This is a genomic window from Actinoplanes ianthinogenes (assembly GCF_018324205.1).
Lineage (GTDB): Bacteria > Actinomycetota > Actinomycetes > Mycobacteriales > Micromonosporaceae > Actinoplanes > Actinoplanes ianthinogenes.
In genome coordinates, this window is record NZ_AP023356.1 from 7933269 (window position 1) to 7956071 (window position 22803).

Here is a 22803-nt window from a genome sequence, read left to right on the forward strand (position 1 = left end):
TCGTATGACGACCGCCGGGCCGCCCGGTCAGCAGCACGGGAAAGACCCACCGAACCACGCCCGACTGTCCGCTCGGCGACAGTCTCACATCGACGGATGCGATGTGGTTCTCCCGAGATCGATCTGGGGGGACAAACATGCGTATCCATGGTGGGTGGTGGGCCAGAACGGCGGCCGCCCTGGTCATATGTCTGATCGCCGGTGCCGCGGTGGCGCTGCACCGGCCCGCGCCGGCCGCTGCGCCGGCGGCGCCGGACCCGCACGCCGGGCACATCATGCCGCGAGCCGTGCCGGTGGCGGTGACCACGCCGTTGCCGCTGCCGCGTACCGGCTGGACGGTGACGGCGGACAGCGGGCAGTCGACGGCGGCCCGGGTGCTCGACGGGGACAGCGCGACCGCGTGGCTGAGCGGGACCGGGGCGCTGCCGCACCGGGTGGCGCTGGACACCGGCAACCGGGTGGCGGTCAGCGGGCTCACCTACCTGCCCCGGCCCGGCGTGGCGAACGGCCGGATCGGGCAGTACCGGGTGGAGATCAGTGACGACGGGACGACCTGGAGCGCCGCGGCCACCGGCACGTTCGCCGACGACGCGACGCTGAAGACGGTCACCTTCACCACGGTGATCACCCGGTTCGTCCGGCTGGTCGCGGTGACCGAGGCGGGCGGGCGCAGCACCCGCTCGGCGGCCGCGGAGATCAACCTGCTCGGCGGCACCGACCCGGCCCTGCCGCGGACCGGGTGGACCGTGGCGGCCGACAGCGAGGAGACCGCCGCGGAGAACGGCGCCGCCGCGAACGCCCTGGACGGCAACACCGCCTCCATCTGGCACACCGCGTGGAGCGTGGCGCCGGCCGCGCCGCTGCCGCACACGTTCACCGTGGACATGAAGGTCACCAACCTGGTGTCCGGGCTCAGCTACCTGCCCCGGCAGGACGGCACCCGCAACGGGCTGATCGGCCAGTACCGGATCGAGACCAGCACCGACGGCGTCACCTGGGGACCGTCGGCGGCCACCGGGGCGTTCATCGACAGCCAGGACGCGCAGACGGTCACGTTCGCACCGGCGCTGGCCCGGTTCATCCGGCTCACCGCGCTCTCCGAGGCAGGCAACCGGGGTCCGTGGAGCAGCGCCGCCGAGATCAATGTGCTCGGCCGGACCGACCCGACCCTGGCCCGCACCGGGTGGACGGCGACGACCGACAGCGAGGAGACCGCCGCGGAGAACGGCCGGGTGGCCAACGTGCTGGACGGCGACCCGGCCACCATCTGGCACAGCGCGTGGAGCGTCGCGCCGGTCCCGGCCCTGCCGCACACCGTGACGATCGACCTGCACGGCTCGGCGCTGGTCGGCGGGCTCGCCTACCTGCCCCGCCCGGCCGCGTCGGGCAACGGCCGGATCGGGCGGTACCAGATCGCGACCTCGACCGACGGCACGACCTGGACGGACCGGCTGACCGGTGGGACGTTCGCGGACAGCCCGGCCCGCCAGACGGTGATCTTCCCACCCGCTCCGGCCCGGTACGTACGGTTGACCGCGCTGTCCGAGGCGGGGAACCGGGGACCGTGGAGCAGTGCGGCGGAGCTGGATCTGCTGGGCCCGAGCGGGTCGGTGGTCCCGAAGCGTGGGGTGTGGAGTGCCCCGGTCGGTTTCCCGCTGGTCCCGGTGGCCGCCGCGCAACTCCCGAACGGCAAGATCCTGACGTGGTCGGCGTTCCGGCCGGACTCGTTCGGCGGCGGCGGTGGGCTGACGATGACGGCCACCTACGACCCGGCGACCGGGGTGGTCACCCAGCGGACGGTGACCGACACCGGGCACGACATGTTCTGTCCCGGGATCTCCGCGCTCCCGGACGGCCGGATTCTCGTGACCGGTGGCAACAACAGTGAGAAGACCAGCATCTACGACCCGGCCACGGACGCCTGGACCAGCGGGCCGGCCATGACGACGCCGCGGGGGTATCAGGCGAGCGCGACGCTGGGTGACGGGCGGGTGTTCACGATCGGTGGGTCGTGGAGCGGTGGCTGGGGTGGCTACAACGGGAGTCCGCACAAGGCCGGTGAGGTGTGGTCGCCGTCGACGGGCTGGACGGCGTTGCCCGGGGCGGACGCGGCGCCGATGCTGACGGCCGACGCGAACCCGAACGGGGACTATCGCAAGGACAACCATGCCTGGCTGTTCGCCTGGTCCGGGGGGAAGGTGTTGCAGGCCGGCCCGAGCAAGGCGATGAACTGGTACACCACCAGCGGCACCGGCGGGGTCAGCCCGGCCGGGGTGCGGGGTGACGACGGGGACGCGATGAACGGCAACGCCGTCATGTACGACACCGGCAAGATCCTGACGGTGGGTGGCGCGCCGAACTACGAGAACAACAACGCCACGGCGAACGCGTACGTGCTCAGCGTCGACGGGTCGGCGGTCACCACCCGCAAGGTCGCGCCGATGGCGAACACCCGGGCGTTCCACAACAGCGTGGTGCTGCCCGACGGCAAGGTCGCGGTCTTCGGCGGGGAGAACTATCCGGTGCCGTTCTCGGACAACACCGCCGTCCTCAGTGCCGAGTTGTTCGACCCGGCGACCGAGACGTTCACGACGTTGTCGGCGGCGGCGATCCCGCGGACCTATCACAGCGTGGCGCTGCTGATGCCGGACGGCCGGGTCTTCACCGGCGGTGGCGGGCTGTGCGGCGAGGGCTGCGCGGCGAACCACTTCGACGCGGAGATCTTCACCCCGCCGTACCTGCTCACCGAGGACGGCAAGCCGGCCGCCCGGCCGTCGATCACCACCGCCCCGGCCACCGCCGCGAACGGCGCGAAGATCACCGTCAGCACCGACCGGGCGGTCAAGTCCTTCGCCATCGTCCGCATGGGCACCGCGACGCACAGCGTCGACACCGACCAGCGCCGCCTGTCCCTGCCCCCGGCGGCGGTGACCGGTGGTTACCAGCTGACCATCCCGTCCGACCCGGGCATCGCCCTGCCGGGTTACTGGATGCTGTTCGCCCTGGACGCCAAGGGCGTTCCGAGCGTCGCCAAGACCATCCGTATCGGCTGAGGGGGAAACGGCCCCGGACCATTCCGGGGCCGTTTCCGGGTTTTATCACCGATGTCTATGTGACTATGCTCGGGCGATGAAGTGCGAGGTCTGCGGATTGGACAACGACCCGTCGCTCGACTATTGCGACAATTGCGAGCATCCGCTGCGGGAGGCTCCGACGGCCGTCGTTCCCGTCCCGCGGTCCGCGGCGCCGCGGTCGCCGGCGCCGCGGCCGGTTCCGGTCGCCGCGCGGGACGAGGACGACGAGGTGCCGGCCGAGGACGGCTTCCAGGACCGGCTGGTCGAGCCCCGGCCGCTGGCCCGTCCGGTGCTGGTGGGCGTCGCCGTGCTCACGCTGGCCGGCGCGGTCAGCGGGGTCGCGCTGGCGCGGCGGCACAGCGACACCCCGGACGGCCCGCCCGGTGTCGTGGTGGCCGAGAGCAGCGTCGCCACGGTTCCGTCGACCGATGATCCGGCGACGACGTCGCCGACCGTGGCGGCCGCCGACCCGCAGGCGCAGGGCGCGGCGATGGACCAGCTCCTGGACCGCAGCAAGCGTAGCCGGGACAAGCTGAACCGGGCGATCAAGTCGGTCGAGGGCTGCACCGGCCTGGCCGGCGCGATCAGCGGGCTGCGCGAGGCCGGCGACGAGCGCGGCGCCGAGCGCGACACGCTGGCGGCTCTCGACCTGTCCGCCTTCCCGGCCGGGGAACAGGCCCGGAGCGCCCTGAAATCGGCGTTCGAGCATTCTCTCGCCGCCGACCGGTATTACGTGCAATGGGCGGAGGAAAAGCAGCGGAACGGTTGCCGGAATACCGCTGCCACCCGTCGTCTCGACGCCGCCGCCGACGATAAGTCGACGGCCGCCGGCGAGGCGAAAGAGGAATTCCTGGCGGTCTGGAATCCGATCGCCCAGCAGCTGGGTCTGCCGATTCGCGACCGGCAGGGCATCTAACTTGAGTTTTAACCGGTGCGGCGTGGTCTGGGGCTGCTCGAGATTCTCTTCGTCTTGTCGCTTGGGCTGGTGTTTGGGCTGGTGACGATGTGGACGTCGTGGCGGGTGGCTGGCTGGTTGTTGCGGCGGCCGGGTGGGCGTCCGGGGCCTGGCCGGGAGGGTTTCGGTGCAGCAGTAGGACTGCCGGTCCTGCTGTGCAGGTTCCGAAACCCGCGTCGGACGCGGGCGGGCGTGAGCCGTTCGGCAGGCATGGGTCGTTCCCAGGGGCGGCGTAGGTCGCTGACCGCTGCTCGGGCGAGTCGCAGTTGGGTGTAGGCCGCCAGCACGAGCCAGGCCCAGCGGTCGGCGGCCTCGGGGTCGCGTAGTTTTGGGCGGGTCCAGCCGAGGGTCTGTTTGAGCATGCGGAAGGTGTGCTCGATGTCGAACCTGCGGAGGAATGCCTGCCAGGCCAGGTTGACTTCGTGGCTGTCGGCGGTGGGGTGGGACCACCAGAGCCAGACCGGTTTCGGGTTGCCGCCGGACGGCAGTTGTTCGACGCTCAGTCTGATGACGGTGCCCTCGATGATCGGTAGCTGCCCGTTTTGGCTGATCCAGGCGGTGCGGTGAGTCAGACGCGGATGCAGCCGGTGCCAGGCTCGGGCGGTCGCGGCGCCGTAGAGGCGGGTGTCGGTCGTGGTAGCCGCGTCGGGCTCGCCCCAGCTGGCAGGGTCGCCGAAGAGGAACTCGCCGCCGTGGCGGGGCGGACGGCCGGTCGTGCCTGGCGTCCGGGCTGGTGCAGGCCGGCGCAGGACTCGGTCGGAGCGCATCCTGACCAGGATCTGCACGGGCAGGTCGGTGAGCAGGAACGCCAGTCGGGGTCCGTCGTAGCCGGCGTCGGCGACGATCCAGATGTCGGGGTCGCCGGGCTGCCAGTGTCCGGCGGCGATGAGCCGTTCGACCACGTCGCGGAGTTGCCCGGCGGTGATCGTGGCAGTGTCGTCGCCGGGTGCCAGGCGGCGGGCGTCCAGGGGTGCGGTCCACGAGCTGCGGCCGGTCTCCAGGGCGGTGACCAGTGAGTATGGCCAGCCCGGGACCATGATGTGGGTGTCCTTGCCGCGGCCGTAGGTGTGGCAGAGCACCCGTTGCCGGCTGGTGTGGGCCTCGGGTCGCAGCCAGCAGGTCACGTCCACGGCCAGGACGATCCGTCCGTCAGCGGCTCTCGGGACGGTGACCGAGGCCAAGGCGGTCCGTAGCCGGTCGACGTCGATACGGCCGCGGCTCAGGGCCGCGTACAGCGAACCATGGCCCCGCCGATGTTCACCGGTCAGTGACAGCTCGGGCAGCGAGATCACCGGGCCGTCCCCGCACAACAGTGCGTCCACCAGCTCGAACAAAGCATCCGGACGGTGGCTCAGGCAGCGGTGGAACTCCTGCCTAAACGCGGTCAGCTGCCCGACCGCGTCAGTCGGAGCGGCGTCGTGCACACTGATCAACAGACAGCCCTTGATTCGGTTTTCTTCCCTAGACAAGAAGATCATCGATCAAGGGCTGTCTCCATGATCAGCCAGGGTCGATACCGCCAGGCCGCACGTTAAAACTCAAGCTAAGGCCTGTTTCATAACCCGACCGGGGCTGCGGCGTGGCCAGGAGCGCGCCTGGCAGCGTCCGCGATTTGCCCGCATACCGGTGTTGTATGCGGGCAAATCGCGGCCGTTGCCAGCCACACTCCTGACCTCGCCTCGCACTCGGCCGGGTTATGAAACAGGCCTTAGCCGGTCACCCCGCGGACGGCCGTGATCACGGCGGTCAGGGCGGCGAGCGCCTCGGAGCCGGCCGGGGCGTACCGGTGCAGGTCCTCCAGCAGGGTCCGCAGCCGGCCCGGCCGGGCCAGCTCGGCGACCGGCGCCCGCTGCAGCTCGGTGACGCTGCGCCCGGCGGCCTCCGGGTCCGGGAAGTCGGTGAGGTTGTCCCGCACGCGGGTGAGCAACTGGGCCACCGCGGCCGCGTCGAGCCCGTTGACCTGCTGGTTGAAGACGTTGCCGGAGCCGCCGAAGTCGTTCTGGCCGCCGTAGACGCCGCCGATGTTGAAGGTGTTCGAGTCAGCCATGGGTGGGTCCTCCCGTCGTGGTGAACACGTTGCCGGTGCCGCCGAAGTCGTTCTGCCCGCCCTGGATCGTGCCGACCTGGACCAGGCTGCTGTTCTGCAGCGTGATCTGGTTGACCGCCTGCCGGAACTCCAGCGGGTCGACACCGTTCTCCACCAGGTAGTCGACGATCGCCTCGCCGACGATCCGGTCGACCAGCTTGACGTACTTGATCCCGTCGAGTTTCTGCAGGTAGCTCTCCGGCTCCGGTGCGGAGGCCAGGTCGCGCACGCTCAGCCGGGCGCCGTAGTCGTGGGTGCGGAACTCGGCCGCCCGGTTCAGCGACGCGCGCATCCGCCAGCGCAGCCGGGCCACCCGGCTGAGCGCCCGGAGCAGCCGGTACGGCCCGGCGATCACGTCGACCGGCGCGCCGCGGAGCACCCCGCCGAGGGCGTACGAACCGGCCTTCGCCGGCCGCAGGGTGTCGGCGACCTGGCACTCGGCGCGCAGCGGCGGCAGCACGGTGCCGAGGAACTCGGCGTACAGCATCCCGCCCTCGACCGCGACGTGCACGAACGCGCTGACCGAGATGCCCAGCGCCTGCGCGTTGAGGATGACCTCCCCGCGCTCGTCGCGGATCGCCTTGCCGCGAACCGGGATCACCACCCGCAGGTACTGCCGGAGCCCGCCCTGCGGGTTCGCCACGATCGCGTCCACGGTGGCGTCGTCGGCCATCGTGTACGGCATGCCGGTCTCCCGGTCGATCACCGGGTCGTTCTCGTCGCGGATGCCGTCGGCCACCACGTACGGCCGGACCGACAGCCCGGTCACCCGCTGGCCCTCGTCCAGCCAGTCGGCGCGCATCGCCTCGATCGCGGTCTTCAGCCGCCGGTTCAGCGCCACCGGGTCGATCGCCACCGGCTCCTCCGGGCGGATCCCGGACGGGTCGCGCGGGCGCAGCGTCATGCTGAACGACCAGCCCTGCTCGACCGCGCCGCACCCGAGGAACGGATCGTCGTGGTGCACCACGACGTTGCCGCGCTGGGCGGCGGCGATCATCGCGAGCCGGTCCTCGACCAGCGAGTCCCGCAGCCGGTGGCGCTGATGGGGTGCACCGGCGCCGAACTCGGTGGTGACCACGCGGTAGTCGTCGCGGCGGAACGCCCAGGACACCGCGACGATGCCGGCGAGGGCGAGCAGGGCGAGCAGCGGCCGGTCGGTGTGCCCGGCCAGGACGTCGTCGACCGCCGGGATGTCGACGGCCACCAGGTCGTAACTGACCAGCGCCGTGGTGACCAACTGCCACGTCCAGACCGCCGCGGCCACCAGGAACCCGGCCAGCACCCAGATGATCCACCACCGGAAGAAGTGCAGGTGCAGGCGGCGCAGCAGCGCGCGCAGCGAGGCCGAACGGCCGAGCCGGACCAGGAGGCCCAGGTAGCCCACCACGAAGGTGGTCATCGGGCTGGCCAGCAGTGCCAGCAGCAACAGCGCCGTCGCCGCCAGCTGCTGAAAGACCCGCCGGCGGCGGACCCGGAAGCACTGCCGGACGACCGGGTCCAGGTCGAAGCCGTGTGACGGCGGCACCGATCGGCGCAACTCGCCGATCAACTCGTCGACCACCTGATCGGCGAAGCCGGGGATCAGGAACGCCGCGGTGCACAGATATCGCGTGGTGTTGCTGAGGCGGTCGCTGGACCGGGCGTACCGAGGCATGGACAGCGGGGCGCGACCTGCCCCCGGAAGGTCGTGCACGGCAGTCATGGCGTCAGTCCGGAGGTCGTGAGGTGCGGGATCCTGATCGGACAGACGGTAGGCGGCGTCACTCGCCGTCGTCAATGCGCCACCGGGCGGTCAGCCGTTGGCGAGCTCGACGAAGAACGTGCCGATGTTCGTGAAGATGTTCGCGATTCCGTCCCAGATGCTGCGGGCCACGTCGGCGGCCGGCCCGGGGCTCGTGCCGATCCAGAAGACCAGCAGGAACAGCAGGACCCAGCCGAGCACCTTCTTCATGGCAATCCCCACCCCCACATCGCCATCCAAGATCTTCACACAGCCGCGCCAGCCCGCGCGCAAGGCGCGCCAAAGCTGAGAGCCGTCTGAGTAAAGTGACAGCTACTAGAATTTGAGAGTTACCGTCATTTCATGGTTACTTCCAAAGCGCGCTGGTTTGCGCTCGCCGCCCTCTGTTTCTGCACGCTCGCGGTCGGGCTCGACGGCACGGTGCTCAGCGTCGCGCTGCCGACCCTGGCCCGTGACCTCGACGCCTCCACCGGCGACTTGCAGTGGTTCACCAACTCCTACCTGCTGGTCCTGGCCGCCGCCCTGCTGCCGGCCGGGATGCTCGGCGACCGGTTCGGCCGCAAGCGATTCCTGCTCGGCGCCCTGGCGGTGTTCGGCGCCGCGTCCGCCTGGTGCGCCTACGCGACCACCAGCGGCCAGCTGATCACCGCCCGCGCCGCGCTCGGTCTCGCCTCGGCGGTGATCATGGCGCTGATCGGCGCGGTGCTCGCCGTCGTCTTCGACGAGCAGAGCCGTCCGCGCGCGCTGAGCATCTGGATCACCGCGAACGCGCTCGGCATCCCGCTCGGCCCGCTGCTCGGCGGCTGGCTGCTCGACCACTTCTGGTGGGGCTCGGTCTTCCTGATCAACCTGCCGATCGTGGTGTTCGGCCTGCTGGCCATCGTCGCCTGGGTGCCCGAGTCGCACGGCGACCGGACTCGTCGCCTCGACCTGCCGGGCGTGCTGCTCTCCGCGATCGGGCTGGTCGGCCTCACCTACGGGATCATCGAGGCCGGCGAGCGCAGCCTGACCGACCCGCGCGCGCTCGGCGTGCTCACCGGGGGACTGGTCGCCCTGCTGGCCCTGGTCCTGTGGCAGCGCCGGGCGGCGACGCCGCTGATCGACCTCGACCTGTTCCGCTCCCGCGGCTTCACCGGCGGGTCGGTGCTCGCCACGGTCGCCAGCTTCTCCTTCTTCGGCCTGCTCTTCGCGCTGCCGCAGCTGTTCCAGGCGGTCGGCGGCGAGGACTCGTTCGGCTCCGGCCTGCGCCTGCTCCCGGTGATCGGCGGGCTGCTGGTCGGCGCCCGGCTCGCCGACAAACTGGTCGCCCGGTTCGGCGTCCGCCTGGTCGTCGGCGCCGGTCTGGCACTGATCGCCGGCGCGTTGCTGGCCGGTTCGCGCACCGGAGCGGACACCGGATACGGCTACGTCGCCGCCTGGATCACGGTGGCCGGGATCGGGCTCGGCTTCACCCTGCCACCGTCCATGAACGCGGCCATCGGCGCGCTCACCCCGTCCCGCGGCGGCGTCGGCAACGGTCTGATCCAGGCCATGCGCCAGGTCGGCAGCGCGATCGGCGTGGCGGTGCTCGGCACCGTGCTGAACTCGGGGTACCGCGACCGGGTCGACGCCGCCGGACTCCCGGCCGCGGCCCGCGACAGTGCCGCCTCCGGGGTCGCCGTCGCGAGGCAGTCCGGCGATCTCGGGATGCTCGACGCGGTGCGGCACGCGTTCACCCACGGCATGGACGCCGCGCTGGTCACCACCGGTGTGGTCGCCGCCGCCGGGGTGCTGCTGGTGCTGATCCTGCCCCGGCGCACCCGCCGCCCGGCCGGGACGCCGGAACCGACGGTGCTGGCAGAATCGGGGGTATGACAGCGACCCCCAGCCTGCGCGAACGCAAGAAGGCGAAGACCCGGGCCGCCATTCGCGACCACGCGATGCGGTTGTTCGAGGAGCAGGGGTACGCGTCGACCACCGTCGACCAGATCGCGGAGGCGGCCGAGGTCTCGCCGAGCACGTTCTTCCGCTACTTCCCGGCCAAGGAAGACGTCATCCTGATCGACGACTACGACCCGATGCTGCTCGCCGCGGTCCGTGCCCAGCCTCCGGAGGTCCCGCCGATCGAGGCCATCCGGCGCGCGATGCGCGAGGTGTTCACCGGCCTGACGCCGGAGGCGTGGGAGAGCGAGCGGCGCCGGCAGAAGCTCTTCTCCGAGGTGCCCGAGCTGCGGGCCCGCGCGATGAACCAGATGGCCGACGCCATCGACCTGATCGCCGGGGCGATCGCCGAGCGGTGCGGGCTGCCGGCCGGCGACATCCGGGTCCGGGCGATGAGCGGCGCGATCGCCGGGCTGGTGCTGGCGATCCTGCCGCCCGGGCGGATGCTCGGGCAGGCGACCCTCGACTACTCCGACTTCGATCATCTGATCGAGGGCCTCGACCTACTCCAGAAGGGTCTCCCGCTCGGCTAGCGAGTCACGGGCCGCGGTGAGGATCCGCTCGGAGAGTGCCGTACCGGCGGTGGCCCGGGCCAGGAGCAGCGCACCGACCATGGTGCTGACCGCGGCCAGATCCGGTTCGCCGGTCGTGCCGAGCATCCGCGCGTAGGCCTCGACCCCCTCGGCGTAGGCGTCGCGGGCCGGCTCGCCGCCCGCTGCGCGGGCGACATCGCCGGCGAATCCGGCGGTCGGGCAGCCCGCGGCGGGCTCGTCCCGATGACCGATGCTGAGGTACGCGTCCAGCAGCGCTCGCCGCCCGTCTCGTGCGCCGGTCTCCGTCAGGCGCGTGGCCTGCTCCGCGAAGGCGTACCCGATAGCCTCCGTGACCAGCGCGTCCTTGGACTCGAACTGCTTGTAGAACCCGCCGTGCGTCAGCCCCGCCGCGGCGCTGATGTCGGCCACGCTCACCCCGGCGATCCCCCGCTCCCGGAACAGCCCGGCCGCCGTCGCGACGATCCGCTCCCGGTTCTCCCTGGCCTGTGCCTGCGATACCCGTCCCATGCCGGCAACTATAGATTGCGTGTGTCATCTATTACCTTGCCGACGTTAGATGACAGTCATAATCTAATCCGCATGGAACTCACTACCGCCATCGCTGTCGTCACCGGTGCCAACCGCGGCTTCGGCCGTCACCTCGCCGCCCAGCTGCTCGACCGCGGCGCCAAGGTCTACGCCGCGGCCCGCCGCCCGGAGTCGATCGACCTGCCCGGCGCCATCCCGCTGCGCCTCGACGTCACCGACCCGGCCTCGGTCGCCGACGCCGCCGCGACCGCCGCCGACGCCACCCTGCTGATCAACAACGCCGGCGTCTCCACCGGCCAGCCCCTGATCGGCGGCGACCTGGACCTCATCCGCGCCGAGCTGGAGACCAACTTCTTCGGTACGCTCGCCGCCACCCGCGCCTTCGCCCCGGTGATCGAGGCGAACGGCGGGGGAGCGGTGCTGAACGTTCTCTCCGTGCTGTCCTGGCTGCACCCGGCCGCCTACGGTTCGTACTCCGCGGGCAAGGCCGCCGCCTGGGCGCTGACCAACGCCACCCGCGAGCAACTCGCCCCCCGTGGCATCACGGTGACCGGGTTGCACGTGGGCTACATGGACACCGACATGGCCGCCGCGGTGCCCGCCGACCGCAAGACCGACCCGGCCCTGGTCGCGAAGCTCGCCCTGGACGCGGTCGCCGCCGGAGCCCCGGAGGTCCTCGGCGACGACCTGACCCGCTCCGTGAAGGCGAGCCTTGCCGGAACCCCCGCCTGACCGCACCCGGTGAAGCCGGCCCGCCCGGGTCGAGTCCCGCGACGCGACCGTCGACGGCGAGCGACTGGCGCTGAGGCTCGCGACGGCCGGGCCGGCGCCCGCGACACCATCGCCGCCTCGTGGCCGGTCAGGCCTGGCTCTCCGGCGTGAGGCCCGGTGCCGGATTTGATCGGTCGAGCCGGCCTTGCCGAGTTGAGGCTTGTCGTGGCCCGAAGCCCGCCTTCCCGTGGCGAAGCTCGTCGTGCCCCACGTGCCCGTGGCCGGCCAAAGCCCGTCCTCCCGTGGCGAAGCTCGTCGTGTCCCGCGTGCCCGTGGCCGGCCAAAGCCTGTCCTCCCGTGGCAAAGCTCGTCGTGCCCCGCGTGACCGTGGCCGGTCAAAGCCCGCCCTTCCAGGGGTGACCCCGCGGCATCGGGCGCCCTGTGGGCGCGGCGAGACGGGCGCCCTTCTACTCCGGTGCCCAAGGCTGGTGGTCACCGACGCGGCCGCCGCCCAAGTCCGCGGCTGGTCACGGTCACGGGCCCGCTCGTTCGATGGCGTGCGGCCCGCGGTCCCGGTTGCCGCCGGCGAATGCCCGGGGCGGTGCCGATTCCCGGTACGCCGATCGCGTCGTCCGCACCCGCTGTTTCCCCAGCGCTCGCCACCGTTGTCCCGCCTCAAATCAGGCCCCGCAGCACAACCCCCACCCCAGCTGGCCCTCAAAGCCATATCCCACGCCCGGATAGGGCCACCAGCTCCAGCCGGGGTTGTCGGGCTGGCGTTCACGGCCCTATCTCGCGCCTGGATAGGGCCACCAGTGCCAGCCGGGGTTGTCGGGCTGGCGTTCATGGCCCTGTCTCGTGCCCGGATGGGGCCGCCAGTGCCAGCCGGGGTTGTCGGGCTGGCGTTCATGGCCCTGTCTCGTGCCCGGATGGGGCCGCCAGTGCCAGCCGGGGTTGTCGGGCTGGCGTTCATGGCCCTGTCTCGCGCCCGGATGGGGCCGCCAGTGCCAGCCGGGGTTCTCGAGCTGGCCTTCACGGCCCTGTCCCGTGCGTGGATAGGGCCGCCAGTGCCAGCCGGGGTTGTCGGGCTGGCGTTCACGGTCCTGTCTCGTGCGTGGATGGGGCCACCGGGGCCAGCTGGGGTTGTCGGGCTGGTGTTCGTGGCCCTGTCTCGTGCCTGGATGGGGCCGCCGGGGCCAGCCGGGGTTGTCGGGCTGGCGTTCACGGCCCTGTCTCGTGCCTGGATAGGGCTGCCAGTGCCAGCCGGGGTTGTCGGGCTGGTGTTCGTGGCCCTGTCTCGTGCCTGGATAGGGCTGCCAGTGCCAGCCGGGGTTGTCGGGCTGGCGTTCACGGCCCTGTCTCGTGCCTGGATAGGGCTGCCAGTGCCAGCCGGGGTTGTCGGGCTGGCGTTCACGGCCCTGTCTCGTGCCTGGATAGGGCCGCCGGGGCCAGCCGGGATCGGGTGGGGGCGAGCAGGGTGGGCTGGCTCGGCGACGGCGGGCTTAACGGATATGTCGGACTTTTGTTAGCGAGTTAGCGGCGAACTCCAGGCGGGTGACGAGGGGATCGTTGGTTGGCCGTGACTGGCGGGCGGCGCGTTCCCGGCGGGACTGTGGACAAGGCGTGGGACGGGGCCCCGGTCGTACCGAAAGGGCGATCGTTGGCGAAGCGGGCCTGGCGCCGGTCGGCGGGGTGACCTTGCCGGGGGAGCGGATCCCGGCCCGCGACGGCCGTGCGGCGAGCGGTCCGGGGTGACCGGACTAGGGCGGACCCCGGACCTGGCTGACCGCGTGGCAAGCGCCCCGAGGTCAGGGCTGGAGGAAGAGTTTGGCCTGTTCGCGAGCCTGGCTGTGGGCGAGCGTTCGGGCCGTCTCGGCGTCGGCGGTGGCCAAGTTCGGACGGAAGTGGATCTCGGTCTGGTCGTGGATGCCGGCCCAGCGGAGCCAGCCGGACAGGAAGGGGGCCTGGAAGTCGTCGCCGAAGGACGGCGGGCGGCCCGGGCCGTAGACGGCGCTGGTGTAGATGACCGCGGCCTTCTTGCCGTGCAGCAGACCGGAATACCCCGCCTCCGGGTCGAAGCCGAAGACCAGGCCGGGCTGGCTGATCACGTCGATGAGCTGCTTCAGGATGTAGGGCACACCGGCGTTCCACATCGGGACGCTGAACAGGTAGCGGTCGGCGGCGTCGAAGCGGTGAAACGTGGCGGTCGCCGCGGCCCAGGCTTCGGCGGCCTCGCCGGTCGGCTCCTGGCCGGCGAAGACGGACATCTTCGCGGCGGCGGCCGGCGGGCCGAAGGACGGGAGCGTGCCGTCCCAGAGGTTCCACTCCTCGACCTCGAGGCCGGGCTGGGCCTCCTGGGCCGCGGTCAGGAAGGTGCGGGCGACGGCGAGGGACTCGGAACGCTCGCCGCGCGGGGAGGCGGCGATGTGCAGCAGCTTCATGGTGACTCCTCAATCGGTAGTGCGTGCGCACGCACATTTCTACGCCCAGTGCGTGCGCACGCACAAGTTTTCGGTACGCTGTGGTGATGAGCGACACCGAAACCGCGGCCTGGGGTGCCCTGCTGCGGGTGCACGCCACCCTCGTGCCGGTGCTGGACCGCGCTTTGCAGAGCGCCTGCGGCCTGCCCCTGACCTGGTATGACGTGCTGCTGGAGCTGCGGCACGCCCCGGACGGCCGGCTCAGCATGGGCGAGCTGGGGGAGCGGGCGGTGGTCAGCCGGACCCGGGTCAGCCGGGTCGTCGACCAGCTCGTCGCGGCCGGGCTGGTGGCCCGGGAGAGCAACCCGGACGATCGGCGTTCGGCACACGCCACGATCACCGACGCCGGGCGGCAGCGGCTGCGCGAGGCCGCACCGGTCTACCTGGACGGTATCCAGCGGCACTTCACCGGTCTGATGTCGGCGGAGGAGGCGGCGACCGTGGCGACCGCGCTGGCGAAGGTGCTCGGGAAACAGGAGTGAAACAAACGCCGGATGGGTAACCGCGCGGCATGTCGACCATCACCGATGCCGGCACCGGCCAGCTGATCGTCGCCGCGGTCCTCGGCATCGCGGCGGTGGTCCTGCTCATCGCCTGGGCGAAATGGCATCCGTTCCTTGCCCTGATCACCGGATCCGGCGTGCTCGGCCTGGTGGCCGGCGCGGCGCCCGGGAAGGTGGTCACCTCGTTCACCACGGGGCTGGGCAGCACCACCGGCAGCGTGGGCGTGCTGATCGCGCTCGGGTCGATGATCGGGGTGCTGCTGGCCGAGTCGGGCGGGGCGGACGGCATCGTGCGCCGGATCGTCGCGGGCGTGTCCGGTGCGGCGCTGCCCTGGGCGATGGCCGGGGTCGCGGCGCTGGTCGGGCTGCCACTGTTCTTCGAGGTCGGCGTGGTGCTGCTGGTGCCGATGGTGCTGCTGGTGGCGCGGCGGACCAACGTTCCGCTGCTGCTGATCGGGATTCCGGCGCTGGCCGGTCTGTCGGTGCTGCACGGCCTGGTGCCGCCGCACCCCGGACCGTTGGTGGCGATCGACAGCCTGCACGCGGATCTCGGGCTGACGCTGATGTTCGGGCTGATCTGCGCGATCCCCACGGTGATCGTGGCCGGGCCGGTTTACGGGAAGTGGATCGCGGCGCGGGTGCCGGTGGCGGTGCCGGAGCGGGGGATCACCCGGGAGCCCGCGGACAACGCGGACGCGGACGCGAACCGGGCCTCCGGCGGGCCCGGGAACCCGGCTGATCTCGACGCGGACGGGGTGCCCGACCGTACCGAAAATCGTCGTCGCGATCCGGGGTTCTGGCCGGCGATCCTGACCGTGCTGCTGCCGATCGTCCTGATGCTGGCGCGCGGCATCGCCGAGCTGACCCTGCCGAAAGGTAACAACGTCCGTGACGTCCTCGAGGTGCTCGGCCAGCCGGTCGTCGCGTTGCTCTTCGGCGTCTTCCTGGCGATGTGGACGCTCGGTCACCGGGCCGGCATGGACCGGCGCCAGACCAACGCGGTCCTCGGCGGGGCGCTGCCCCCGATCGCCGGCATCCTGCTGATCGTCGCGGCCGGCGGTGGCTTCAAGCAGGTCCTGGTCGACAGCGGGGTGGGCAACGTGATCGCCGACGCGGCCCAGGACGCCAACCTCAACGCGCTGCTGCTGGGCTGGCTGGTCGCGGTCGGGATCCGGGTGGCGACCGGGTCGGCCACGGTCGCCACCATCACCGCCGCGGGCATCGTCGCCCCGCTCGCCGCCACCCTCGACCACCCCACGGTGGCCCTGCTGGTGCTGGCGATCGGCTCCGGCTCGCTGTTCTTCTCGCACGTCAACGACGCCGGGTTCTGGCTGGTCAAGGAGTACTTCGGGATGACCGTCGGGCAGACCATCAAGACCTGGTCGGTGATGGAGACGATCATCTCGGTGGTGGGCTTCGCCTGCGTGATGCTGCTCAGCCTGGTCGTTTGACCGCCGTCGGCCGGCCTACATCCCCGCTCTGCGCCGGGCCCTGAACGCGTTCCCGGACGGGAACGAGGGCGGCGAACTGATCGCGTGCGGCTGCGGGGTCACCCGCGGAGCCGGTCCAGAAGGCGAGGCCGTGACGGGTCGCGAGCGTTTCCGGATGTTCCGGGCCGAGGATGCGCTCGCGCAGGGGTAGGAGCGCGGCGAACTGGTCCCGGGCTCCGGCCAGCAGCGTCTGCGCGACGGTGCTCTTGCCGGACCCGCCCATGCCGTGCAGAACCTGCACCCGTGGCTGGTCCCGGTGCCGCCGCCCGGCGAGCCCGGTGAGCTCGCCGACCAGACCGTCACGCCCCCGGTGCGTGTGTGGGGGTTGCGGTGCGGTCAGCGAGGTCACCATCAGTGTGCCGGCCGGCGTTTCCCTACGCAGGGCCAGGGCGCCGAGGACGACCTGGGCCAGACCGAACGTCAGCCCGGCCACCGCGATGAACCCACCGGTCCACCCGGCCTGCCCGTTGGCTTGTGCGCGGGTGACGACGAACAGCCAGAACCCGCTGAACAGCGCGACTCGCCGCATCCATCGATGTCCGGCGGATCACGCGGCGATGGTACCGACACCATGCGCCGAGGTGTCAGCCGTTGACCTCGTCGCGCCAGGACAGCCACTCCCGCAGCTCGCCCAGGTCGGGTTTCGGGCCTCCGACGTGCACCGTGAACATCCGCGCGCCGAGCTCGCGCGCGGCGTCGCGGGTCTCCGGCTTGGCGACCACCGACACCTCGATCTCGTCCCGGTCGCGGCCGATCGCGGCGCAGTGCTCGCCGAGTACCGTGAGCTTGTGTTCCAGGGCCTCCCCGGCCGCGAACGAGTGCCAGATGTCGGCGTGCTTGGCGACCAGGCGCAGCGTCTTCTTCTCGCCGCCGCCGCCGATCAGCACCGGGATCTTGCGGGTGGGCGGCGGGTTGAGCTTGCCCCAGCGGGACTCGATGCGGGGCAGTGCGGTGGCGAGGTCGTCGAGCCGGCCGCCGGCGGTGCCGAACTCGTAGCCGTACTCGGTGTAGTCCCGCTCGAACCAGCCGGAGCCGATGCCCAGGATCAGGCGGCCGTCGGAGATGTGGTCGACCGTGCGGGCCATGTCGGCGAGCAGCTCCGGGTTGCGGTAGCTGTTGCACGAGACCAGGGCGCCGATCTCCACCCGGGAGGTGGACTCGGCCCAGGCGGCGAGCATGGTCCAGCACTCGAAGTGCAGCCCGTCCGGCTCGCCCGAAAGCGGATAGAAGTGATCCCAGTTGAACAGGACGTCGACCCCGGCCTCCTCGGCCTCGGCGGCGGTGCGCCGGATGGTGGGGTAGTCCATGTGCTGCGGCTGCAACTGCAGCCCGATCCGAACCGGCCTATCGATCATGTAGGGAAGCCTAGGGGCAGGTGTTGTCGATTTTCTGCCCGACCGTGACGAAGTCTCCGTTGAGGAAGGCTTTCGGATCCTCGGACTGGCTGCCCCTGGTGAGGGCGGCGGCCACCTCGTCGACCGCGGCCCGCTGGGCCGGGTCGGAACTCTGCGCGCCGGCGGCGGTGACCTGGGCGGCCATGTCGGAGAAGGTTTTCTGCAAGCCGGCCTTGGCGTCGTCGCCCTTGTGGGTCGCCCAGCCGGCGGCCTTGACCGCGCCGTCCGTGAGGATCTTGTAGACCGCGGTGCACACGTATTTCGGCTGGGTGGCCGAGGCGGAGGGCACCGGCGCGACGCTGAACGGCGCGGGGATCGACTCGGGGTTCAGCTCGATCTCGCAGCCGGCGGCCAGTGCCGCGGTGGCCAGCAGGGTGACGGACGCGGCGACACGGCGGAGCATCGGCACGGCATTCCCCTTTCTCTATCGCGTACGCGGCAGCATAGTTCGGCCCGGCGGAAGTCGCCCATCGTGTGCGCCACCTTTGCGCGGGTCAGAAGTTAGCTACGGACGTGGCCAATTTCCCGAAAAAAGCCCTTATCGCCGGAATGGCGGCTATGCTCGTCGCGGCCGGTGGCACGGCCTTCGCCGAGATCGTCTCGTCCAGCCCGGTGACCTCCCCCTCCTTCAACGGCTCGGTCTACGCGGTCGCCTACCGCGGCAGCACCGTATACGTCGGCGGCAACTTCACCCGGGCCATCGTCGACGGCCGCAACGTGGAACGCACCCGCCTGGCCGCCTTCGACTCGCGCACCGGCGCCCTGCTCGACTGGAAGCCCAGCGCCGACGCCAACGTCCGGGCGCTCGCCGTGGACGGCGACACCGTCTACGCCGCCGGTGACTTCGACCAGATCAACGGTGAGCCCCGGGACGCGATCGCCGGGCTGACCGCCACCGAGGGCACGCTCACCCCGCTCCGGCACACCGTCAACGGGCAGCCGAACGCCCTGACCGCCGCGCACGGCCGGGTCTACCTGGCCGGCCGGATCACCGCGGTGGACGGGACGCCCCGGGCCAACCTGGCCGCGTTCGACACCGCGACCGGGGCGCTCGACGCCTGGGCGCCGACCACCGACGACACGGTGAACGCGCTGGCGGCCGGGACCGACCGGATCTACCTGGGCGGCCGGTTCCACAAGACCAACGGTGCGCGGTCGACGCTGCGGCTGAGCGCGGTGGACCCGGAGACCGGGGTGCTCGACCGGACGTTCCTGCCCAAGCCGGTGTCCCAGGTGTTCGCCCTGGCGGCCGCCGACGACGGGGTCTACGCGGCGCTCGGCGGGCAGGGTGGGCGGGCGGTGTCGTACACCCGGGACGGCTCGACCCGCTGGACCCGGGTGTTCGACGGGGACGCGCAGGCGATCGCCGTGCTGGGCGGGACCGTCTACGTCGGTGGGCACTTCGACAAGGCGTGCACCACCACGAACAACGGGGTCAAGGGGATCTGCACGGACGGTTCGGCGGTCCGGGGCAAGCTGGCCGCCGTCGACGCGCAGGGCAACCTCCTGGAGTGGGCGCCGCAGGCCAACGGCGTCGCCGGGACCCGCTCCCTGGCGGCCAGCACGGAACTCGGCGCGATCAGCGCGGCCGGTGACTTCACCGTCGTGGGCGGGCTGCCGCGCAAGCGGTACGCCGAGTTCGGCGCCGTCGGCCCGCGGACCGAGGACGCGCCGGCCGCGTCGCAGTACGTCGCCGCGTACAACTTCGACACCACGATCGCGGACGGGACGTTCGACGACGGATCCGGGCGGGGACACCTGCTGCGGACGGTGGCGCGGGCTGGTGGCGTACCGAAACTGGTCCCGCACGGCAATGGGCAAGCCTTGCAGTTCCCGGCGAAGTGCACCGGCGCGGCCTGTCCGCGCCTGGTGCTGCAAGGCGAGAACACCCCGGACCTCAACCCCGGGACCAAACCCTTACGGTACGGCGCGGGCGTGCTCCTCTCGCCGGCCGAGACGTCGAGCGGCGAGAACATCCTGCAGAAGGGCTACTCGACCGGCGGCGGCCAGTACAAGCTCCAGGTCGACGGCGTCTCCGGCAAGCCGAGCTGCGGTTTCGGCGCCGCGACCACCTATCTCGCGCGCAGCCGGGTCTCGGTGGCCGACGGCAACTGGCACAGCCTGGAGTGCCGCCGCACCGGCCCGACCCTGTCGATCCTGGTCGACGACGTGTTGCAGGCCAGCGTCCCGGTCCCGGTCGAGGAGGGGGTGGACACCAGCTCGCCGTTCACCGTCGGCGGCAAGGGCGCCGGCGCTGACAACGACCAATTTCATGGAACTCTCGATGACGTCTGGGTGCACATCGGATAACTGTCACACCGGTCCGGTACCTTGCGCGCATGCCTGAACTCGACCGCCTCCTCCAGGCCGGTGCCCGTTACGTCCAGGACGACGTGACCTACGTCGTCGAGTCGCACCCGCTCGGCGAGCTCACCCTGCCCACCGGGCAGCTGGCCGCCTTCGACCCGGGCGTGACCGACGAGGAGGACGAGCCGTTCTCGATCGCCGTCCCACCGGGGCGGTATCGGACGGTCGGCTGGGTCGCGGTCCTGGAGAAGGAGGACCGCGAGTGGCAGCGCCGCGTCGCCGCCGTGCAGCTGGTGATCCGCGACGAGCCGGTCGCGTCGTGGGAGCTGGCGCTGGTCGACGGCGACGACCCGGACGGTCTGGAGGAGGGCGAGTTCTACGGTTACGGGGTGGACACCGGCGCCGGCGCGTTCGCCGACATCACCGTGTCCCGCGCCCTGGCTCGCTGGGACTCGGAGGAGTTCGAGGAGGCGTTCGATCCGGAGGAGTTCCCCGACGAGCCGGTCCCGGGCCTCTTCGACCGCGTGATCGACGAGAGGACCGGGGGAAACGTGATCATGGTGGAGTCCGGCTGGGGTGACGGTTACTACCCGACCTTCGTCGGCCGCACCGCCACCGGGGAGGTGGCGTCCTTCGTCACCGACTTCCTGGTCGTTCCCTGATCCCTTCCGGCCATGCCGCGCCTCTATCACTATGTCGGCCCGGCGGATGTCGCGACGTCCGCCGGGACCGGCCCCGGCCGCCCGCTTCCACCCGCGGGCCCGCTGCCCGCTGACGGCCCGCTGCCGCCTCCGGGTCCGCTCGTCGCCGGGGAGATTTTTACGTACGTTGTGAGCCCCGCCGGCATCCTCCTCCTCGCGCCCCGCAACTCCGAGCATGTCGCCTGCGCCGGCGGCGCCCCGGTCCTGGCGGCCGGCGAGATCAGCTTCCGCCACGACGACGGCTGGCACGTCGACCAGGTCACCAACCAGTCGACCGGATACTGCCCGGAGCCCTCCTGCTGGCCCGCGGTCGCCGCCGCCCTCGACGCCGCCGGCATCCGCCACGACGACGCCTTCACGGCCGAGTTCACCTTCCGCCGCTGCCCGGCCTGCGCCGCGGTCAACCTGGTCAAGGAGGACGTCTTCCTCTGCGACCTGTGCGGCGCCGACCTGCCGCCGGGCTGGAACGTCGGCTGAGCCTGCGCGGCGGGAAACACCGGCCGCTCCGGTACCGATCGGCTGAGCTGGCACCACGGGGATGAGCCGATGCGGGTGAGAAAGGTACAGCGTGTGCCGGTCGGAGGTCCGGCACACGCTGTCTTCGCTCGCCGGGGGCGGTGAGCGGTGCTCCGTGCTGAGTGGTGCTCGCGAGGCGGGGTGGGGCCGGCCGGACGTAGCCGTGTCCTCGCGGAGACCTGCGGCTCGGAATTGAAGGTCATCGTTGCAGCCATGTTGCGTGAGTGCAACAGTTCACGCGCTATTGTTTCCGTCTGTCTCTTTTCGATCATTCCGCGCGGCAGCCCGGTCCGGGTGACGGTTGTCCGCCCGTGGCCGGACGCCGCGAGGCGGCCGGAAGCACCGGCCGCCTCGCGCCGTACCGAAAGAATCAAGCGCGCCGCGGCAGGAAGACCGCCACCACCGCGCCCACCGCGATGATCGCTGCACCGGTCAGCACGGCCGGCCGGGTCCCGTCCAGGAACGACTCGAAGCTGGTGAACCCGCCCAGCGAGCTGAAGATCGACGACAGCGCCGCCACCCCGGCCGCCACGCCGAACTCGCGGATCGTGTTGTTGGTGCCCGAGGCGACGCCCTGCTCGGCCTGGTCCACACTGGCCAGCACCATCGTGCTGACCGGGGCGAAGGTCAGGCCCATGCCGATGCCGGCCAGCACGAACGCGCCGATCAGCGACGGGTACGACGCGGTCACCGACAGCCCCAGGCCGATCCAGAGCACGCCGGCGGCGAGGAAGACCTGACCGGCGAAGATCAGGACGCGCTGGCCGATCCGGCCGGCGAGCAGGCCGGCCAGCGGGGCGACGATCATCGGGGCCGCGGTCCACGGCAGGGTGCGCAGGCCGGACTGGAGCGGGCTGAGCCCTTGCACCACCTGGAAGAACTGGGCGAGCAGGAAGACCGAACCGAACGCCCCGGCGGAGAACGTCAGGGTCACCGCGTTGACCAGGCTGAACCCGCGGCTGCGGAAGAGGCGCAGCGGGAGCATCGGGGACGGGTTCCGCGACTGCCAGAACAGGAAGCCGGCGAGCAGCGCGACCGCCGAGCCGAGCATGGCCAGCACCCGCGGTGACGTCCAGCCCCGGTCCGGCCCGTCGACGACGCCCCAGATCAGCAGCAGCATGCCGCTCGCGGAGAGCACCAGGCCGAGCGGGTCGAGCCTGCGGCCGTCGCCCCGGGACTCGTCGAGCACCGTGGTGGCCAGGACCACCGCGACCACGCCGACCGGCACGTTGAGCCAGAAGATCCAGGACCAGTGCAGGCCGTCGACGACCGCGCCGCCGACCACCGGGCCGACCGCGACGCCGAGACCGGTGATGCCGCCCCAGATGCCGACCGCCGCGTTGCGCAATCGCGGTGGCACCGCCTGGGCCAGCAGGGTCAGGGCCAGCGGGGTGATCGCCGCGCCGCCCAGCCCCTGCACCGCGCGGGAGGCGGTGAGCTGCCAGGCCTCGGTGGAGAGCGCGGCGGCCGCGGAGGCGAGCGTGAAGATGACGATGCCGCCGAGGAACATCCGCCGCCGGCCGAGCCGATCGCCGAGCGCGGCGGCGGTGAGCAGGAACGCCGCGAACGGCAGCGTGTACGCGTTGACGAACCACTGCAAGTCGGTGATCGACGCGTGCAGCTCGGTGCGGATCACCGGCAGCGCGGTGCTGACCACCAGGTTGTCCAGCGACACCATGAAGGTCGGGATGCCGACGGCGGCGAGCACGGCGGCCAGTGGTCTGGTGCCTCGGGCCCGGGTGACGGGCTGGTCCGAAACGAGAGTGGTCACGTCTTCCCCCTGGAACGAGCCGTAAGTTGTTATCGGCTGATAACTAAGCACGGTAAGCATCAACTGATAACA

The 22803-nt window shown here is 71.5% G+C and carries 20 protein-coding genes; 10 read left to right on the forward strand and 10 right to left on the reverse strand.

All coding sequences use genetic code 11. From position 1 onward, the window contains the following. Positions 1-137 precede the first annotated feature (137 nt). Together Aiant_RS35735 and Aiant_RS35740 are read left to right on the forward strand one after the other, a co-directional pair. Positions 138-3053, forward strand: coding sequence for a galactose oxidase family protein (locus tag Aiant_RS35735; RefSeq protein ID WP_189334041.1), 2916 nt, complete (start codon positions 138-140; stop codon positions 3051-3053). Between the two features lie 76 nt (positions 3054-3129). Continuing rightward, positions 3130-3990, forward strand: a complete 861-nt coding sequence (locus tag Aiant_RS35740) for a zinc finger Ran-binding domain-containing protein (protein WP_189334042.1) — start codon at positions 3130-3132, stop codon at positions 3988-3990. Positions 3991-3998: 8 nt separating this feature from the next. Here the strand turns inward: Aiant_RS35740 and Aiant_RS35745 are convergent, their stop codons facing one another. From Aiant_RS35745 to Aiant_RS35760, 4 genes are all read right to left on the reverse strand, one after another. After that, positions 3999-5462, reverse strand: a complete 1464-nt coding sequence (locus Aiant_RS35745; protein ID WP_212846604.1) for an NF041680 family putative transposase — start codon at positions 5460-5462, stop codon at positions 3999-4001. A gap of 275 nt (positions 5463-5737) precedes the next feature. After that, positions 5738-6076 (reverse strand): hypothetical protein, encoded by a 339-nt coding sequence (locus Aiant_RS35750; RefSeq protein WP_189331825.1) that lies wholly within the window; start codon positions 6074-6076, stop codon positions 5738-5740. Beyond that, the gene (locus tag Aiant_RS35755) at positions 6069-7817 is read right to left on the reverse strand and encodes a hypothetical protein (protein ID WP_189331824.1); all 1749 of its coding nucleotides are present in this window, start codon (positions 7815-7817) and stop codon (positions 6069-6071) included. The genes Aiant_RS35750 and Aiant_RS35755 overlap by 8 nt, the downstream gene beginning before the upstream one ends. A gap of 90 nt (positions 7818-7907) precedes the next feature. Then, positions 7908-8066: a hypothetical protein gene (locus Aiant_RS35760; RefSeq protein ID WP_189331823.1), complete on the reverse strand. Its 159-nt coding sequence runs from the start codon at positions 8064-8066 to the stop codon at positions 7908-7910. A 132-nt stretch (positions 8067-8198) separates the two neighbouring features. Here Aiant_RS35760 and Aiant_RS35765 point away from each other — a divergent pair, with 132 nt between their 5' ends. Both Aiant_RS35765 and Aiant_RS35770 read left to right on the forward strand, forming a co-directional pair. Then, positions 8199-9710, forward strand: coding sequence for an MFS transporter (locus tag Aiant_RS35765; RefSeq protein WP_189331822.1), 1512 nt, complete (start codon positions 8199-8201; stop codon positions 9708-9710). Then, a complete protein-coding gene (locus Aiant_RS35770; protein ID WP_189331821.1) occupies positions 9707-10309 on the forward strand; it encodes an acyl-CoA-like ligand-binding transcription factor in 603 nt (200 codons plus the stop codon). The genes Aiant_RS35765 and Aiant_RS35770 overlap by 4 nt, the downstream gene beginning before the upstream one ends. Here the strand turns inward: Aiant_RS35770 and Aiant_RS35775 are convergent. Further along, entirely contained in the window at positions 10280-10837 is a 558-nt protein-coding gene (locus Aiant_RS35775) for a TetR/AcrR family transcriptional regulator (protein ID WP_189331820.1), read from the reverse strand. The genes Aiant_RS35770 and Aiant_RS35775 overlap by 30 nt on opposite strands. A 72-nt stretch (positions 10838-10909) precedes the next feature. Here Aiant_RS35775 and Aiant_RS35780 point away from each other — a divergent pair, with 72 nt between their 5' ends. After that, positions 10910-11590: an SDR family oxidoreductase gene (locus Aiant_RS35780; RefSeq protein ID WP_189331819.1), complete on the forward strand. Its 681-nt coding sequence runs from the start codon at positions 10910-10912 to the stop codon at positions 11588-11590. 1787 nt (positions 11591-13377) lie between these two features. Here the strand turns inward: Aiant_RS35780 and Aiant_RS35785 are convergent. Next, the gene (locus Aiant_RS35785) at positions 13378-14010 is read right to left on the reverse strand and encodes an FMN-dependent NADH-azoreductase (protein ID WP_189331818.1); all 633 of its coding nucleotides are present in this window, start codon (positions 14008-14010) and stop codon (positions 13378-13380) included. Positions 14011-14096: 86 nt separating this feature from the next. Between Aiant_RS35785 and Aiant_RS35790 the strand changes: the two genes are divergently transcribed. Both Aiant_RS35790 and Aiant_RS35795 read left to right on the forward strand, forming a co-directional pair. Continuing rightward, positions 14097-14531, forward strand: a complete 435-nt coding sequence (locus Aiant_RS35790) for a MarR family winged helix-turn-helix transcriptional regulator (protein WP_189331817.1) — start codon at positions 14097-14099, stop codon at positions 14529-14531. A 29-nt stretch (positions 14532-14560) separates the two neighbouring features. Beyond that, positions 14561-16003: a GntP family permease gene (locus Aiant_RS35795; RefSeq protein WP_189331816.1), complete on the forward strand. Its 1443-nt coding sequence runs from the start codon at positions 14561-14563 to the stop codon at positions 16001-16003. On the opposite strand, the gene Aiant_RS35800 is transcribed toward Aiant_RS35795, so the two are convergent. Genes Aiant_RS35800 through Aiant_RS35810 form a run of 3 tightly spaced genes read right to left on the reverse strand, consistent with a single transcriptional unit; the run spans position 15987 to position 17839 of the window. Continuing rightward, on the reverse strand, positions 15987-16571 hold the full coding sequence (locus tag Aiant_RS35800) for an ATP-binding protein (protein ID WP_189331815.1): 585 nt from the start codon (positions 16569-16571) through the stop codon (positions 15987-15989). The genes Aiant_RS35795 and Aiant_RS35800 overlap by 17 nt on opposite strands. A gap of 55 nt (positions 16572-16626) precedes the next feature. After that, positions 16627-17397, reverse strand: coding sequence for an LLM class F420-dependent oxidoreductase (locus tag Aiant_RS35805; protein WP_189331814.1), 771 nt, complete (start codon positions 17395-17397; stop codon positions 16627-16629). A 10-nt stretch (positions 17398-17407) separates the two neighbouring features. Beyond that, positions 17408-17839, reverse strand: a complete 432-nt coding sequence (locus Aiant_RS35810; RefSeq protein ID WP_189331882.1) for a hypothetical protein — start codon at positions 17837-17839, stop codon at positions 17408-17410. A gap of 146 nt (positions 17840-17985) precedes the next feature. Between Aiant_RS35810 and Aiant_RS35815 the strand changes: the two genes are divergently transcribed. The 3 genes from Aiant_RS35815 to Aiant_RS35825 all read left to right on the forward strand — a co-directional run bounded on the left by Aiant_RS35815 (position 17986) and on the right by Aiant_RS35825 (position 20921). Next, positions 17986-19746 carry a LamG domain-containing protein gene (locus Aiant_RS35815; protein WP_189331813.1) on the forward strand — a complete coding sequence of 587 codons (1761 nt, stop codon included), beginning with the start codon at positions 17986-17988 and terminating at the stop codon, positions 19744-19746. 29 nt (positions 19747-19775) lie between these two features. After that, on the forward strand, positions 19776-20405 hold the full coding sequence (locus Aiant_RS35820) for a DUF4241 domain-containing protein (RefSeq protein ID WP_189331812.1): 630 nt from the start codon (positions 19776-19778) through the stop codon (positions 20403-20405). A gap of 168 nt (positions 20406-20573) precedes the next feature. After that, positions 20574-20921, forward strand: coding sequence for a hypothetical protein (locus Aiant_RS35825; protein WP_229830298.1), 348 nt, complete (start codon positions 20574-20576; stop codon positions 20919-20921). A gap of 409 nt (positions 20922-21330) precedes the next feature. Here the strand turns inward: Aiant_RS35825 and Aiant_RS35830 are convergent, their stop codons facing one another. After that, a complete protein-coding gene (locus Aiant_RS35830; protein WP_189331810.1) occupies positions 21331-22731 on the reverse strand; it encodes an MFS transporter in 1401 nt (466 codons plus the stop codon). Between the last annotated feature and the right edge of the window lie 72 nt (positions 22732-22803).